This window comes from Rhizobium oryzihabitans (assembly GCF_010669145.1).
In the GTDB taxonomy this organism is placed as follows: Bacteria; Pseudomonadota; Alphaproteobacteria; order Rhizobiales; family Rhizobiaceae; genus Agrobacterium; species Agrobacterium oryzihabitans.
Window position 1 is genome coordinate 155,892 of record NZ_CP048632.1, and the last position, 16,772, is coordinate 172,663.

The 16,772-nt window shown below is 59.3% G+C and carries 9 protein-coding genes and 3 pseudogenes; 5 read left to right on the top strand and 7 right to left on the bottom strand.

The window, feature by feature from the left end; all coding sequences use genetic code 11:
* Window positions 1–821 precede the first annotated feature (821 nt).
* The 5 genes and pseudogenes from G3A56_RS00885 to G3A56_RS00905 form a co-directional block, all read right to left on the bottom strand.
* Window positions 822–1,238, bottom strand: coding sequence for an NUDIX domain-containing protein (locus tag G3A56_RS00885; protein WP_003495385.1), 417 nt, complete (start codon window positions 1,236–1,238; stop codon window positions 822–824).
* A gap of 29 nt (window positions 1,239–1,267) precedes the next feature.
* Window positions 1,268–2,772 (bottom strand): annotated as a pseudogene (locus G3A56_RS00890) (DEAD/DEAH box helicase).
* Window positions 2,773–2,991: 219 nt separating this feature from the next.
* Window positions 2,992–4,289 (bottom strand): annotated as a pseudogene (locus G3A56_RS00895) (M23 family metallopeptidase).
* A gap of 166 nt (window positions 4,290–4,455) precedes the next feature.
* The gene (locus G3A56_RS00900; RefSeq protein ID WP_164056568.1) at window positions 4,456–5,262 is read right to left on the bottom strand and encodes a ferritin-like domain-containing protein; all 807 of its coding nucleotides are present in this window, start codon (window positions 5,260–5,262) and stop codon (window positions 4,456–4,458) included.
* A 33-nt stretch (window positions 5,263–5,295) separates the two neighbouring features.
* On the bottom strand, window positions 5,296–5,763 hold the full coding sequence (locus G3A56_RS00905; RefSeq protein WP_082182516.1) for a peroxiredoxin: 468 nt from the start codon (window positions 5,761–5,763) through the stop codon (window positions 5,296–5,298).
* Window positions 5,764–5,882: 119 nt separating this feature from the next.
* Here G3A56_RS00905 and G3A56_RS00910 point away from each other — a divergent pair.
* Window positions 5,883–9,265, top strand: a pseudogene (locus G3A56_RS00910) (YhdP family protein).
* Between the two features lie 186 nt (window positions 9,266–9,451).
* Here the strand turns inward: G3A56_RS00910 and tyrS are convergent.
* A complete protein-coding gene (gene tyrS / locus G3A56_RS00915; protein WP_082184457.1) occupies window positions 9,452–10,705 on the bottom strand; it encodes a tyrosine--tRNA ligase in 1,254 nt (417 codons plus the stop codon).
* 149 nt (window positions 10,706–10,854) lie between these two features.
* Between tyrS and G3A56_RS00920 the strand changes: the two genes are divergently transcribed.
* Window positions 10,855–11,976, top strand: a complete 1,122-nt coding sequence (locus G3A56_RS00920) for an anhydro-N-acetylmuramic acid kinase (protein WP_082182514.1) — start codon at window positions 10,855–10,857, stop codon at window positions 11,974–11,976.
* Between the two features lie 237 nt (window positions 11,977–12,213).
* Here G3A56_RS00920 and G3A56_RS00925 read toward each other — a convergent pair whose 3' ends face one another.
* Window positions 12,214–12,891, bottom strand: a complete 678-nt coding sequence (locus G3A56_RS00925) for an alpha/beta hydrolase (RefSeq protein ID WP_003495402.1) — start codon at window positions 12,889–12,891, stop codon at window positions 12,214–12,216.
* Between the two features lie 211 nt (window positions 12,892–13,102).
* Between G3A56_RS00925 and G3A56_RS00930 the strand changes: the two genes are divergently transcribed.
* From G3A56_RS00930 to sufC, 3 genes are all read left to right on the top strand, one after another.
* Entirely contained in the window at window positions 13,103–14,272 is a 1,170-nt protein-coding gene (locus tag G3A56_RS00930; RefSeq protein ID WP_082182513.1) for a cysteine desulfurase family protein, read from the top strand.
* Between the two features lie 195 nt (window positions 14,273–14,467).
* The gene (gene sufB / locus G3A56_RS00935; protein WP_006698793.1) at window positions 14,468–15,937 is read left to right on the top strand and encodes a Fe-S cluster assembly protein SufB; all 1,470 of its coding nucleotides are present in this window, start codon (window positions 14,468–14,470) and stop codon (window positions 15,935–15,937) included.
* A gap of 72 nt (window positions 15,938–16,009) precedes the next feature.
* The gene (gene sufC, locus G3A56_RS00940) at window positions 16,010–16,765 is read left to right on the top strand and encodes a Fe-S cluster assembly ATPase SufC (RefSeq protein ID WP_003522658.1); all 756 of its coding nucleotides are present in this window, start codon (window positions 16,010–16,012) and stop codon (window positions 16,763–16,765) included.
* Window positions 16,766–16,772 lie beyond the last annotated feature (7 nt).

The window sequence follows — 16,772 nt, forward strand, 5'->3', positions numbered from 1 at the left end:
TTCCAAAGGAAAAATCACCGATACCCCAGCAGAATCGCACATCGCCGGCCCTGACACGGTGGTTCAGGCCAGAACTTACATGATTTGAAAGATCGGAAGACGACAACACGTCCTGGTTGTTGGGCTTTGATGCAATTATGTGCGATCTGCCGATTATATCTGCTCTGAAGCTAAAGGAATTTCCGTCGAGCGCCAAAAGAAGTATCGACTGCGCTCAGTGAGAGGCTCTTTACTTTATAATGCTGTAACATGCCGCGGTTATAAGCAGATTTTGCGCAGAATAATAGCATAATCTGCACTTTTAGAGTGCAGCGCGATAGGCTGCACATTTTATTTTCACTTCTTTAATGCATTGATATACAAAGCTAATATTCGGCTTTTTTTGTTCGGCATTTGCTTCTTGCCATGTTTTTTTCGCATTTGCGAGAAGATTTGCTTGACGGAAAGTAAATGTTTAGCTTAGATATACGTGTTTCAGGGGACGACTGAAATTGGCTGTAAAAAGCCTCGGAAGTGTTCCGATTATAAGCACTGCCAGACTATATTACATTCTTTATTGTATTTATTTCATCACGTATAAACCGCTTCAGGAAACTGAGGCGGTTTTTTAAATGGTGCTAAATTAAGCAATTTAAAATTGTATTTGCGCGGCTTTGCGCAAAGGCATTCTCTTATAATTATATTTACCGAAAAGAAATCGCGCGCAGAGTTGGTTTATACCGGGTGTGAGAGCATGTCTGCTCCCCGGCAGATATTCGCCTGAGGACGAAAAAACCCCGCCGTGCTCCGCTGAATCGGTGATGTCCGTTTGTTGCCCGGCTTTATTTCAGGGCGCTCAGCGCGTCTTTTGCAAAGGCGGAGATCGGTGCAGGAAGCGCATCGAGGTCGAACCAGCCGATATCGGAAAGCTTGTCCGGTTCGGTCAGCGCCGGCTCGCCCTGTGCATCGCGTGTCACGAAGATCAGCGAGACCCAGTGATGGCGGTCTTGCGGATTGATATATTCGCTGTGACAGAGAAATTCGACCGTGCCGATCGTGAGCCCGGTTTCTTCTTCGGCCTCTCGCCTTGCTGCGGCGAGGGCGGATTCCAGATGGTCAACCTTGCCGCCTGGAATATTCCAGTATCCGGCCTCCGGCGCTTTCAGGCGCCGGCATAAAAGCAGCCTGCCGTCACGTAAAATGGCAAGGCCAACGCCGACGCCCGGAAAATCTTGTCCTGGCTTGATGGTCGGCGTCATGCTGTCATTCCTGCGTCAGTCGTGTGGGCTCAGGCCTTGGCGTTGGCCACGATCAGCATGAATGCGGGAATGTCGTCGCCGAAACCAACGGGCGTCGGGCCATCATCATGGTCACGATAATGGCGGCGGCGGTCGCGGTTGTCGTCATTGGCGTGCGGCTGGTTGCGATTGTTGCGCTCAGAATTGCGCGGGGTCTTTTCCGGTCTGCGTTCTGCTTTCACCTTGTCGTCTCCATGAGCCGGGATGTCCGTTTCCACAGCGGATTGTGCAACCTGATTGATGTTTTCGACCGGCGATACGGGTGCATCGCGACGGCTCCTGTCGCGGCCCCTGCCGCCACGTTCCTTGCTGCCCCGGCGGCCCGCATTGCTTTCAAAGCTTTCCATGGGGGCGGGGAGTGAGGAGAGATCACCATTCAGCCACTCGATCTTCTCGGCGATCAGCTTCTCGATCGCGTCCAGATATTTTGCGTCGCTTTTGGTGACGAGGGTAAAGGCCTTGCCCGAACGGCCCGCGCGACCGGTGCGGCCGATGCGGTGGACATAGTCTTCAGCATGAATGGGAACATCGAAGTTGAAGACGTGGCTGACATCGGGAATGTCCAGTCCGCGGGCGGCAACGTCGGAAGCGACCAGCAGCGTCAGGTTTCCATCGCGGAAATTCTGCAGCATGGTGGTGCGCGAACGCTGGTCCATGTCGCCATGCAGGGCGCCGACGGAAAAGCCGTGACGATCCAGCGAACGGAACAGGTCGGCGACATCCTTCTTGCGGTTGCAGAAGATGATGGCGTTCTTCAGTTCGGCCTCTTCGGCACGGACGAGATCGCGCAGGACAGCGCGCTTCTCATAGTCCTTGTTGTGCGCGGCGACGATGCGCTGCGTGACTGTCTTTGCCGTGGAGGAGGGCTTGGCAACCTCGATACGGGTCGGGTTCTGCAGGAAGCGATCGGCGAGCTTCTGGATTTCCGGCGGCATGGTGGCGGAAAAGAACAGCGTTTGCCGGGTAAAGGGATCATCTTGGCGATACGCTCGATATCGGGAATGAAACCCATGTCCAGCATGCGGTCGGCTTCGTCGATGACGAGGATTTCCACGCCGGTCATCAGCAGCTTGCCGCGTTCGCAATGGTCGAGAAGGCGGCCGGGCGTGCAGATGAGAACATCGGCGCCGCGCTCAAGCTTGCGGTCCTGATCTTCGAAGGAGACGCCACCGATCAGAAGGGCGACGTTCAGCTTGTGATTCTTGCCGTATTTCTCGAAGTTCTCAGCCACCTGCGCCGCGAGTTCGCGGGTCGGCTCGAGGATCAGCGTGCGCGGCATTCTGGCCCGCGCGCGGCCCTTCTCGAGCAGAGTGAGCATGGGCAGAACGAAGGAAGCGGTTTTCCCCGTGCCTGTCTGTGCGATACCGCAGATATCACGCTTTTCCAACGCGGGCGGAATTGCGCCGGCCTGAATGGGTGTCGGCGTCGTGTAGCCGGCATCTGCAATAGCGGAAAGAACTTTTTGGCTCAGGCCAAGATCAGAGAATGTTGTCAAAGGAAGAACTTTTTCCGTTCTGGTTCGGGAAGAACACCTGCGTGCCGCTGCGACACTTGCAAAGACTTGGCGCGGGGATATGCCCAAATTGCCGGAAAGTCAAGGAAACAACGGGAAATGCACGCGAAACGTCGCGGTTCGGGCGAGGCATTTTAGCCTTCGGCGCGGTTTTGCGCGATTTATCGTCAAAAGCGCAAAAAAAGCGTTAAAATCGGGCCACTATTTAAGATAGGTTTTAAGCTCTGCCCCGGCGATCAGGAACCGCATCGGATCAACGGGCGTATCGTTGCGGCGTACTTCGTAATGCACATGCGGACCGGTCGAGCGACCGGTGCTGCCGGCACGGCCGATGACGTCGCCGGCCTCCACCTTGTCGCCGGCCCTGACCAGAATGGCGGAGAGGTGGCCGAATCGCGTTGACACGCCCTGGCCGTGGTCGATCTCGACCATATTGCCGTAGCCGCCGGAATTTTCCGCAACCGTGACCTTGCCAGCCCCCGTCGCTTTCACGTCGGCACCGGTTTCGGCGCGAAAATCGATGCCGGTATGCAAGGCGGGCCGCCCGAGGAACGGATCCATCCGGTTGCCGAATCGACTGGTGATCGTTCTGCCGGGGCCGGATTGCCGAAGGGCAGGGCGGTAGCACTTTCCTTGACGATATCCAGCCGGTTGAGTGCGTTGTCGAGATTGGTGAGGGACAGATTGAACGGATCGGCCTCGCTGCGCTGCGGGTCGGCGTAGGGGCCGCCAACATCGTCCATGCCGCTTTCATCAATTTTCAGTCCCGCCTGGCGGATGATGTCCTGCATCGCGCTCGCCTTGTCCTCGGCGTCGCTGGTCAGTCTCGCTATGCGCGATATCTGCTGGCGCTCGATGTCCTTCAGTGAAAGCGTCACCTTGGAGAACACCCGGTCGGCCCGGTCGGAAGGTGTTTCGCCGGCTTCGGGCGCGTAGGATGCCCGTTTGTCGGTGCCGGCGGCGTTTTCCGGCTGCAATTTCCGGGGCGCCATCAGCTTTTCGATGGCGGAAAGACCGCCTGACATATCGGCGCGTTTTTCCGGCGCCATCGCGTTGGAAAGAGAGGAAGGTGCGGCCGGCGAGGCGGCAATGCCGGAATTTTCCGCGCGTTCCAGCAACTCGCTCATGCGCCCGTGCCTGGAGGTGAGGGCGGCCTGCTGTTCCAGCAGCTTTTCCACTTTCTTTTCAACCACCTGCTGGTCAAGCAATTGCCGTGAAGTAACGCGGTCCACCTGCGCCCTCAGCGCTGCGATGCGGTCTTCGTAATCGTTCTGTATGCGGGTCTGGCGCGCCATGGTTGCGCCGATCAGGTCGTCGCGCAGGATGAGATAGCCAGTAGCCCCGAGATAACCGAGCGAAAAAAGACCGATGGTGCAGCCGGCAAGTGCCGACATCCATGGCCGGATCGTCAGATGCCGGACCTTGTCACCGCGCGCCAGAATGAGGACGTGTGGCTCACGCTTTTTGCCGAATACCCGGTTTTCCGTTGTATCAGTCAAAATCTCTCTCCGGGCTGGCCGATTTTCGCAAAGCACGACGCGCAGATTCAACAGTTTGGAGCATCATTTGCGCGTCCGAATGGACGCACGTCGCTCTAAAGGAAATCATAATTCGTTAAGGTTAACGAAGTTTTGCCGGAGAGGCCCTCAGGGCGGGAAAGCGGCGTCAGTTGTTGCTGACGGCGGTAAGCGAGCGATAAAAGGCTGGTGTCAGCCCGGCTTCGGCGCGGGCGAGATCGTTGAAAGGTGGCTTCAGCGGACCGCGGAAATTGGTGCGCACCAGCTGTTTGAAGGTGGCTGCCGGGTCCTTCTTTTCGCGCGCGCACAGAAACCGGAACCATTTGGCGCCGATGGCGACGTGGCCCTTTTCATCATTGTAGATGACATCGAGAACGGCCGCACTGTCGAGGTCTCCGGTTTCCCGCATCTTTGCCTGCAGGGAGGGCGTCACATCCAGCCCGCGGGCTTCGAGAATGAGAGGGACGACCGCGAGCCGCGCGGTCAGGTCGTTGCGGGTCGAATGGGCCGCTTGCCAGAGCCCGTCATGGGCCGGCAGATCGCCATAGTCGGCGCCCAGGCTTCGCAGCCGGTCACGCACCAGCCGGAAATGTTTCGCCTCCTCGAAGGCAACCTGCATCCACCCATCGAAAAAGGAATGTGGCACCGGCTCGCTGGCATAACGGGCAACGATGTCGAGCGCGAGATCAACGGCGTTCAGCTCGATATGGGCGATGGCGTGAAGGAGCGCTATGCGGCCCTTGACGGTGTGAAGGGAGCGGCGCTCGACGGCGGTCGGTGGAACGAGTTCCGGCTTTTCCGGCCTGCCCGGACGTTCCGGCAAGGGCGGATCGAGCGGGGAGCGCAGCGACAGGCGACGTTCAAACCATCGCGTCGCCGTTTCCTGCGCCAATGCAGTTTTTCGGTCGAGATCGGCGCTGGCGATCGCCTCGGTGGCGCCGCTGCGCAGCGAGATGATTTTGAAAGGGGCGTCACAAGGCGCCGTCTCTCAGAGCTTGCCTGCTGCCTCAAGGACGGCCTGTGCGTGGCCCGGAACCTTCACCTTGTTCCAGATTTCCGCGATCTTGCCATCCGGTGCGACGAGGAAGGTGGTGCGTTCGACACCCATGTATTTTTTGCCATACATGCTTTTTTCCTTCCAGACGCCATAGGCCTCGAGAGCTTTCCTGTCCTCGTCGGAGGCAAGCATGACGCTGAGCGCGTGTTTTGCGGCAAACTTGTCGTGGCTTTTGACGCTATCAGGGGAAATGCCGATGACAACCGTGTTGGCTGCCTCGAATTCTCCACCAAGGGCGCTGAAGTCGATGGCTTCGGCGGTGCAGCCGGATGTATCGTCCTTCGGATAGAAATAGAGAACGACCGCCTTGCCTCGCAGGCCGGACAACGTCACCGTTCCTTCACCGTTACGGGGCAAAGTGAAATCCGGAGCCGGGCTGCCAATCGTCAAGTCTGTCATAATCCACCTTTCTTTCGCCGGGATGTTGAGTGAAAGTCGCCACATTCGATATATAGCGAAACGGCGCGTCGTCCAGTGTTGGGGCGAAACAAAAGCTATTCAGGGGCAAACACGGGCGTATGGCTGAAATACGGGGTGAAAAGGTTACGTTCGGCAAGCGTGATATCGTTGCGCTGCACGATCTCCCTTCGGCGCAGGCGGAAGATCCGATCATCGTGCATTGCCCGCCGCCGCGCTCCATGGCGCGCGCCTTCATCAAGATTTTCGCGGCGCTTTTCGTGCTCGCCTTTCTGTCGATCGGCGGCATCATCGTCTCCGTCGAGACCGGATCGATTGACAAGACCCTTTCCAGCCAGGCGCAGCAGGCGCTGGAAAGGGCGCTCGGGCCTCACTACAGCGCGCGGATAGGCTCGTCGGCTATCCGGTTCTCGACCGGGCTGCGGCTGGCGCTGGTGGCGCAGGATGTCGATATCGTCGAAAAGGAGTCCGGCCAGCATCTGAGCCGGGCGCGGGCGATCGGCATGGCGCTCGATCCGCTTGCGCTTCTGGCAGGCCGTGTCTCGGTGCAAAGCCTTGAAGCCGACGGCATGGAACTGGACACCGCGCTGCTGCCCAAGGGTAACGGGTTTGATCTGTCCAGTGTCAAGCTCGACGCCGTGCCGCAGCAATTGCAGGCGGCCTTCGGGCAGCTTGACAAGCTCGCGCAGGCTTTCTTGAGCAGCGGGACCGAGGAAATCGATATTTCCAGCGTCTCGGTTCACCTGCCGCCTGGCGAACTGGGCAAACCGCGCACCATCGAGGTGCGGGAACTGTCACTGACGCCCGACCAGCAGGGCGGATATTCGCTTGATGGCGAAACGTTGTTTAACGGGGAAATTGCCAGCGTGTCGCTGAAGACCTCGGGGCTGGCGGTACGATCGATGGCTTTCAGGCCCGGATCGACGGTTTCGATATCGGTCCGTTTCTGGAGAAATATGATCCGCAGGGCAATCTTCATGAGGGGCTGAACGTCAAGACCGGTGTCAGCATCGTGGCCCGCCGCGCCATGGAAGGGCATGAGCCGCGGCTGGAAGTCTCGGTCGGCATGGGCAACGGAACGCTTCTCATCGGTGGCGAGGCCCAGCCCTTTACCGCCGGCACCGTCAATGCCCGCTACGATTTTCAAAAGAGCACGCTTTTGATCGAAAATTCACGGGTGGAGCTGGGGCGGACGGTTGTTCCGGTTGTTGGCGAGATCAGGGATACGGAGGAGGGCTTCGGTCTTTCGCTGCGGATCGACAATGCGGTGGCTTCCGCCGAAGCGTCGGGCGAGGAGCCCGTACCTTTCAGCCTGAAGGCGGACGGGCAGTTCACGGCGGCCACGAAGCAGCTTGAGGTTCCCTCGCTCTATGTCAGCGGCCCGCTTGGAGACATGGCGGGATCGCTGAAGATCCGGTTCGGCGAGGGATCGCCGGAAATCAGTTTCGCGGGGCAGATTCCGAAGATGGAGGCGACGGCTGTCAAGCAGCTCTGGCCGTTCTGGATGGCGCACAAGCCGCGGGAATGGGTGGTGTCCAATCTCTATGGCGGCACGATCACGAACGGCTCGATTGCCGTCTTCATTCCGCAGGGGCGGATGTGCGGTCCCGGTTGCCCGCTGGTGCTCGGCGACAGCGAAATGCAGATTCGCTTCGATATTGACGATACGCGGCTTAACACCACCGGCGATATTCCGCCGCTGCGCGATGTCGATGCGCATTTCAATCTCGTCGGCGGCCAGATGAGTGTCGATATCAAGCGGGCGACATCCTATTTCCCGTCCAACCGCTCGCTGGCGCTGGAAAACAGCCGTTTCATCATCTCCGACGTTTATGACAAGCCGCTGCTCGGCAACCTCGAACTGAACGTTGCAGGCGCGGCTGATGCGGTTGCCGAACTTGCGACGCTGAAACCCATCAATGCCCTCAAGGATACGCAGTTCAAGCCGGATGACTTCACCGGTGACGTCAAGGCGAATGCGAAGCTGACCATCGGGCTGCTCTCCAGCCAAAATCCGCCGCCGCCGGTATGGACGGCCGATCTCGATCTCAAGAACCTGTCGCTCACAAAGCCGTTCGCTGGACACAAGGTGACCGCGCTCGACGGTTTCATGTCGTTGAACGACCACCAGCTCAGGCTTGAGGGCAAGGGCCGTGTGGACGACGTGCCGATGGATATCGCGATGACGGAGCCTGTTCGCAAGAACAGCGACGTTGCCCCGACACTGTCGCTGAAGGCAACCCTGAACGAGACGCAGGTCGCCAAGCTCGCGCCGGAGCTGTCCACCGTTCTTGGCGGCACGACGGTGGTGGAAATCGAGGGTGCGGATCCGAAACGTCAGAACATCCGGCTTGATCTGGCAAAGGCGTCGATCATCCTGCCGGGGCTCGGCTGGAGCAAGGGCATCGGCATTCCGGCAAAAGCCGCCTTCACCCTGGAAGCCGCCGATGGCCGCACCACGATCAGCGATTTTTCCCTCGACGGTGACGGTTTCGGCGCTGCCGGTGACATTGCTTTCAGCAAGAACGGGTTGATCTCGGCCGATCTCAGCCGCGTGCAATTGTCGCCTGCCGATAATTACGCCGTTTCGGTCGCCGCCTCGAAGAATGGCTATAATATCAATGCTTCGGGAAAATCCGCTGATCTTCGGCCCTTCATATCCAAGCTTCGCAGCCCTTCGAGCGGGGGCGACGGCGCATCACGCTCGCAGCCATCCCTTGCCGTCAAGGCGCAGTTCGACAAGGTCTACGGTTTCAACGACGAAATCCTCGCCAATGTCAGTGCCGATGTCAGCGTGCGGGACGGCAAGGTTCGGTCGGTCGATGTGCGCGGTGTCACCGGCAATGGCCAGGCCGTCGTCGCGCAGACTACCAATCGCGGCGCGACGGGGACTGTGACGCTGACCAGCAGCGATGCCGGATCCCTGGCCCGCTTCGCCAATATCTATAGCCGCATCCGCGGCGGTCTGCTCAATCTTGCGCTGACGACTGCCAATGGCAGCGACTGGAGCGGCTCGCTCGACCTGCGCAATTTTTCCGTCGTCAACGAAGCGAAGCTGCAGGACATCGTCGCCACGCCCGCCGGTGAGGATGGCAGGAGCCTCAACAATGCGGTACGCCGCAATATCGATGTCAGCTCGGAAAAATTCCAGCGCGGTTTTGCCCGGCTTGTTTACGTCAATGGCTCGGTTGCGGTGGAAAACGGGGTGGTGCGCGGCGAACAGATCGGCGCAACCTTCCAAGGGCTGTTGAAAGACCAGAGCGGCCGCATGGACATGACCGGCACCTTCATGCCAGCCTACGGGCTGAACCGGCTGTTCGGCGAGTTGCCCTTCATCGGCATCTTCCTCGGCAACGGCCGCGACCGGGGGCTGCTCGGCATCACCTTCAAATTATCAGGCCAGACGGACCAGCCGAAGCTGACGATCAATCCCCTCTCGCTGATCGCGCCCGGTGTGTTCCGGCAGATTTTTGAGTTTCAGTGAGAAAGCCTCATATAGCGAGTGAGCCTCATACCCGACGTCATCCTCGGACTTGATCCGAGGATCCATGGTGCGTCGGATTGTGGATCCTCGGGTCAAGCCCGAGGATGACGGTGGAGGGATCGCTGCCTCTTATCGTCACTCCCGAGAGCCGTTTTCGCGGCTCCCGGAAGACTATCTTTATGCCCCTTAAGCCGGGCGAACCAGAACGTGCTTCTTTTTGCCGACCGACAGCTTGATGACGCCGTCGCCGGTCACTTCACCGGTGCCGATCATCTGGCGCTCATCGGAGACGCCCTGATCGTTGATCTTCACCGCACCGCCCTGGACATGGCGGCGGGCCTCGCCGTTCGAACCGGCAAGACCGGCACGGACGATGAGCGAGAGGACACCGACGCCGGCATCGAGTTCGGATGCCGGAACCTCGATGGAAGGCAGGTTTTCAGCAAGCGCGCCTTCCTCGAAAGTCTTGCGCGCCGTCTCGGCTGCTTCTTCCGCAGCGGCTCGGCCATGCAGCATAGCGGTGATTTCGGTTGCGAGGATTTTTTTGACTTCGTTGATTTCCGAACCGCCGAGGCTGGAAAGGCGAGCGATTTCGTCCATCGGCAACGTCGTATAGAGCTTGAGGAAGCGGGACACGTCGGCATCCTCCGTGTTGCGCCAGTACTGCCAGAAATCATAGGCGGACAGCATGTCAGGATTGAGCCATACCGCGCCGTTCAGCGATTTACCCATCTTCGCACCCGAAGAGGTGGTCAAAAGCGGCGATGTAAGCGCGTAGAGCTGCGGCGTCCCCATGCGGTGACCGAGGTCGATGCCATTGACGATGTTGCCCCACTGGTCCGAACCGCCCATCTGCAGCCGGCAGCCGGTTCGCTTGTTCAGCTCAACGAAGTCGTAGGCCTGCAGGATCATGTAGTTGAATTCGAGGAAGGACAGCGACTGCTCGCGGTCGAGACGCGTCTTCACGCTGTCGAAGGACAGCATGCGATTGACCGAGAAATGGCGGCCGACGTCGCGCAGGAATTCGAGGTAATTGATCTCGCGCAGCCAGTCGCCGTTGTTGATCATCATGGCTGGTTTGTCGGCACGGTCGTAATCGAGGTAGTTCGAGAAAACGCGCTTGATCGAGGCGATGTTGCTTTCAATGGTGTCGACGGTCATCAATTGCCGTGCATCGTCCTTGAAGGATGGATCGCCGACCATGCCGGTGCCGCCGCCCATCAGCGAAATCGGCTGATGTCCGGTCTGCTGCATCCAGTGCAGCATCATGATCTGAATCAAACCGCCGGCGTGAAGACTTGGCGCTGTCGGATCAAAGCCGATATAGGCGGTCACGGTTTCCTTGGCGAACAGTTCGTCGAGACCCGACTCGTCGGAGATCTGGTGAATGAAGCCGCGCTCGTCGAGCGTGCGGAGGAAATCGGACTTGAACCTGGACATAACCTTTTTCTTTCTGGTCGGACCTTTGCCGTCATTGTCTGTCAATGAACGCGGGGGCTTTACCATTGTTTTTTGAAAAGTGCACCCGTTTCGGCCATGAATAACGGCGATTCATGTCAGCATGATTCGATATTGAAAGGGAGCGGCGCGTGGGCGAGGTCAAAACGGCGATCGGGCTGATGAGCGGGACATCGATGGACGGCATCGATATCGCCCTCTTGCACACGGATGGCGAAAGCGTGGTCCGGCACGGGCCGAGCGGTTATTTTCCCTATGATCCGGGCCTGCGTGCGATCTGGCAGAAGGCGCTGGTTACGGCCAAAGCCATTCGCGAACGGCGTGAACGCCCCGGCGATCTGGCTGAGGCCGAGCGCAAATTGACGCTTGCCCATGCGGCGGCGGTGAAATCCTTTCTCCACCGTCACCGGCTTGAAGCCAGCGATGTCGACGTGATCGGTTTTCACGGCCAGACGGTGCTGCACCGGCCGGATGAGGCGCTGACCGTGCAGATCGGCGACGGCGCACTGCTGGCCGAGGAAACCGGTATCGATGTGGTTTACGATATGCGCGCCAACGACATGGTGCATGGCGGGCAGGGTGCGCCGCTCATTCCCGCCTACCACATGGCGCTCTCCGCCAATCTGCCTGATGGCTTCGAAACGCCGGCCGTTTTTGTCAATATCGGCGGCATCTCAAATCTGACCTATATTGGCGAGGCAGGGAGGCTTGCGGCGTTCGACAGCGGGCCGGGCAATATGCTGATCGACCAGTGGATCGAGGCGCATACGGGCAAAGCCTTCGACAAGGGCGGGAAGACGGCGGCTGGCGGCAGCGTCGTCGCGTCGCTTGTGGCGCGTTATATGGAAAGCCCGTTTTTTTCAGCCAATATCCGCCGGTCGCTGGACCGCGGCGATTTCGTGCCGCCGAAAAAAGGAGAAGTCTCGCTGGCGGATGGCGCGCGGACGCTGGCGCATCTGACGGGGGCGGCGATTCTGAAGTCGGCGAGTTATCTGCCCGAAGCGGCGAAGACCTATGTCGTTTGTGGCGGCGGTCGATTGAACCCGGTGATCATGGCAGAATTCGCGGACCTTGCCGAAAAGGTCGGTGCACGGGTGATCGCGGCGGAGGAGGCGGGTTTCGATGGCGGGGCGATGGAGGCGGAGGCCTGGGCCTATCTGGCGGTGCGCTCGCTGAAGGGTTTGCCCCTGACCTATCCGGGGACGACGGGGGTGAAGGAGCCGGTGACGGGTGGGGTTTTGGTGCGGGGGTAATAGAGGACGGTGCGTGTGGCTTACCCCCTCTGCCCTGCCGGGCATCTCCCCCTCAAGGGGGAGATCGAATCGGGGCGACCTTCCGGTCATCTTTAATGCAGAGGCTTAGGCGAGGAGCAGGCGTCTAGCTGATCTCCCCCTTGAGGGGGAGATGCCCGGCAGGGCAGAGGGGGGTAAGCCACAACCGCCTGCGATCACTTTAGAAAAATCGAGCCGCCCGCCAAGAGGCGCAGCCAATCACCGAATGCGCTTGGCCGCCGGTTCCGGCACCAGCTCGCCGTTGAGGCGGCGGTCGAGATAGTCCTCGCATTCGCCCATCAGCTCATCCACTTTGCCATTGAAGAAGTGGTTGGCGCCGGGAAGGGTGCGGTGGGTGATGAGGATGCCCTTCTGGGTCTTCAGCTTTTCAACCAGACCGTTCACGTCCTTCTCAGGCGCGACCTTGTCGGCATCGCCATTGATGATGAGGCCGGAAGAGGGGCACGGCGCGAGGAAGGAGAAATCGTAAGTGTTGGGCTGCGGCGCAATCGACATGAAGCCTTCGATTTCCGGACGGCGCATCAGAAGCTGCATGCCGATCCAGGCGCCGAAGGAATAACCGGCAACCCAGCAGCTTTTCGAATCGGGATGCAGGCTCTGGACCCAGTCGAGGGCGGAAGCGGCGTCGGAAAGCTCGCCAGCGCCGTGGTCGAACTCGCCCTGGCTGCGGCCGATGGAGCGGAAATTGAACCGGAGCGTCGTGAAACCGCGCTTCTGGAAAAGATAGAAGAGCTGATAGACGATCTGGTTGTTCATCGTGCCGCCGAACTGCGGGTGCGGATGAAGGATGATCGCTATCGGCGCGCTCTTTTCCTTGGAGGGTTGATAACGGCCTTCGAGGCGACCCGCAGGGCCGTTAAAGATGACTTCGGGCATTGGTACTCCGGTCGTGTTTTTTCATTCTCCAACCGCATTCTTCCGATGAGAAGACTTGACGAACTGTGTCATCTTTTCTAGAACGCAGTTTAGAATAATTCGAAACTTTGCGTGTGCTTAAGCACTCGGGTCGTGTCATAAGGCAAGCGCAACTGTAATTTCAAGAAAAATGCGTTTTTGCGCATTGAAGATTGGATAAAGCCTCATCGCCATGACGGGTTTGACGCGCACATATATGGACTGGAACGCCACGGCGCCGCTTCTGCCCGCCGTGCGTGACGTCCTTGTGTCGGCGCTCGATCTTTCCGGCAACCCGTCTTCCGTTCACCGGGAAGGGCGTGCGGCGCGCGCTGCCGTCGAGGCCGCCCGCCGCGAGGTTGCAGCGCTTGCCGGTGCGCAGGCCGCCCATGTCACCTTCACCAGCGGCGCGACGGAAGCCGCCAATCTGGTGCTGACGCCTGAATTCAAGATGGGGCGCGCTCCGGTGCGCTATGGCCGTCTTTACGTCTCCGCGATCGAGCACCCCGCCTTTCGCGAAGGCGGCCGGTTCGGCAAGGCTGACGTTACGGAAATTCCCGTTACGTCAGCGGGTGTCATCGATCTTGTCGCACTCGAGGCGCTTCTGTCTTCGCATGATGCTTCCACCGGCCTGCCGATGGTTGCCTGCATGCTGGTGAACAATGAGACCGGCATCCTCCAGCCGGTGGTGGAAGCGGCGCGGCTGGTGCATGCGGCGGGTGGATTGATGGTCGTCGACGCCGTGCAGGCGGTAGGTCGTGTCCCGCTCGATATCAATGCGCTCGATGCCGATTTCGTGGTTGTCTCGTCCCATAAGCTCGGTGGCCCCAAGGGGGCTGGCGCGCTGGTCTCGCGCGGCGAGGTGATGATGCCGAAGCCGCTTATCCATGGCGGCGGGCAGGAGAAGGGGCATCGTTCCGGCACGGAAAATACCCTGTCTGTCATCGGTTTTGGTGCCGCTGCCGCTGTGGCTGCCCTGAATCTCGAGATTGAAGCGGCGCGTCTTGCCGCTCTGCGGGCGCGGCTGGAAGACGGCATGCGGGTGAGTGCGCCTGACGTGATCATCCACGGCGAGGACGTTGCCCGCGTTGGCAATACCACGTTTTTCACCCTGCCGGGCCTGAAGGCGGAAACGGGGCAGATCGCTTTCGATATTGAAGGCATTGCGCTCTCTGCCGGTTCGGCCTGCTCATCCGGCAAGGTGGGGGAAAGCCATGTGCTGACGGCTATGGGGCGTGATCCCAAGCTTGGCGCACTCAGGATTTCCCTTGGCCATGCGACTGATGAGGCCGATATAGAACGGACGCTTGCGGCGTTCACGAAAATTGCCGGGCGGCGCAGGCTTTCCGGTCAGGCCGCTTAAAATGCGGCAAAGAATTGCGGAATAGCAATTTTCCGCTTGCCGGGATGTGTGAAAAGCGCCATCCCGCACTTACATGGGTATAAGCTCCGCCCCTTAACGGCGCGGTGACATTGCCCGAAGATGGATAAGGCGGCTTTCCGCCTTGATACGTTGACAAGCCACCGGACCTTGGCTCCGGCGAGATTGGAGAACGACATGGCAGCGGTTCAGGAAACGATCGATCAGGTACGCCAGATCGATGTGGACCAGTATAAATACGGCTTCGAAACCAATATCGAAGTCGACAAGGCCCCGAAGGGCCTTTCGGAAGAGGTGATCCGTTTCATCTCGGCCAAGAAGCAGGAGCCGGAATGGATGCTGGAATGGCGTCTTGAGGCTTACAAGCGCTGGCTGACGATGGAAGAGCCAACATGGGCACGCGTCAGCTACCCCAAGATCGACTTCAACGATCTCTATTATTACGCGGCGCCGAAAAGCACGCCCGGCCCGAAGTCGCTCGATGAAGTCGATCCGGAGCTTCTGAAGGTCTATGAAAAGCTCGGCATTCCGCTGAAGGAACAGGAAATCCTCGCCGGCGTCGAAAAGCGCCAGGTTGCGGTGGACGCCGTGTTCGACAGCGTCTCCGTCGTCACCACCTTCAAGGCGGAACTGGCGAAAGCCGGCGTCATCTTCATGTCGATTTCGGAAGCCGTGCGCGAGCATCCGGAACTGGTGAAGAAATATCTCGGCTCGGTCGTTCCGACGACGGACAATTTCTACGCGACGCTGAACTCGGCTGTCTTCACCGACGGTTCCTTCGTGTTCGTGCCGAAGGGTGTTCGCTGCCCGATGGAGCTTTCCACCTATTTCCGCATCAATGAAAAGAACACCGGCCAGTTCGAGCGCACGCTGATCATCGCCGAAGAGGGCGCCTACGTCTCCTATCTGGAAGGCTGCACGGCGCCGCAGCGCGACGAGAACCAGCTTCACGCCGCCGTGGTCGAACTCGTGGCGCTCGATGACGCCGAAATCAAATATTCCACCGTCCAGAACTGGTATCCGGGCGACAAGGAAGGCAAGGGCGGTATCTACAACTTCGTGACCAAGCGCGGCGATTGCCGTGGTAACCGTTCGAAGATTTCGTGGACGCAGGTGGAAACCGGCTCGGCGATTACCTGGAAATACCCGTCCTGCATCCTGCGCGGTGATGACAGCCGTGGCGAATTCTATTCGATCGCGGTCTCCAACGGCCATCAGCAGATCGATAGCGGCACCAAGATGATCCATCTCGGCAAGAACACGTCGAGCCGCATCATCGCCAAGGGCATTGCCGCCGGCTTTTCGGAAAACGTCTATCGCGGCCAGGTTTCGGCTCACCGCAAGGCGACCAACACGCGTAACTTCACGCAGTGCGACTCGCTGCTGATCGGCGACAAGTGCGGCGCGCATACCGTGCCCTATATCGAGGCGAAGAATTCCTCCGCTCACTTCGAGCATGAGGCGACGACGTCGAAGATTTCCGAAGACCAGCTGTTCTACTGCCTGCAGCGCGGCATTCCCGAGGAAGCGGCGATCGCGCTGATCGTCAACGGCTTCGTCAAGGAAGTCATTCAGGAACTGCCGATGGAATTTGCCGTGGAAGCGCAGAAGCTGATCGGCATTTCGCTGGAAGGCTCGGTCGGCTGATCGTCACCCAAACATGCATTTGAGTGCGCGATGTTCGCGCACCGTCGCTCACACAATTCTTAGGATACATCCATGCTTGAAATCATCGACCTGCACGCAAAGATCGCCGATACCGAAACCGAGATCATCAAGGGTCTCAACCTGAAGGTTGCCGCCGGTGAGGTTGCGGCCATCATGGGGCCGAACGGTTCCGGCAAGTCGACGCTGTCCTACATCCTGTCCGGCCGCGAAGATTATGAAGTCACCTCCGGTGACATTCTCTATAACGGCGAAAGCATTCTGGAACTGGACGCCGCCGAGCGCGCCGCCAAGGGCATCTTCCTTGCTTTCCAGTACCCGGTCGAAATTCCCGGCGTCGCCACCATGCAGTTCCTGAAGGTCGCGATGAACGAGCAGCGCAAGGCGCGTGGCGAGTCCGAGCTGACGACGCCGGACTTCATCCGCCGCGTCAAGGAAGCTGCCGGCGATCTGAAGATCGACATGGAAATGCTGAAGCGTCCGCTGAACGTCGGCTTCTCCGGCGGTGAGAAGAAGCGTGCCGAAATCCTGCAGATGGCGCTGTTGGAGCCGAAGCTCTGCGTTCTCGACGAAACCGATAGCGGTCTCGACATCGACGCCCTGAAGATCGTTGCTGATGGCGTCAATGCGCTGAAGTCGCCGGATCGCGCCACCGTCGTCATCACCCACTATCAGCGCCTGCTTGATTACATCGTGCCTGATAGCGTTCACGTTCTCTACAAGGGCAAGATCATCCGCTCGGGTGACAAGGCTCTGGCGCTGGAACTGGAAAACAACGGTTACGCCGACATCATCGGTGAAGCGGCCTAAGTCGGGC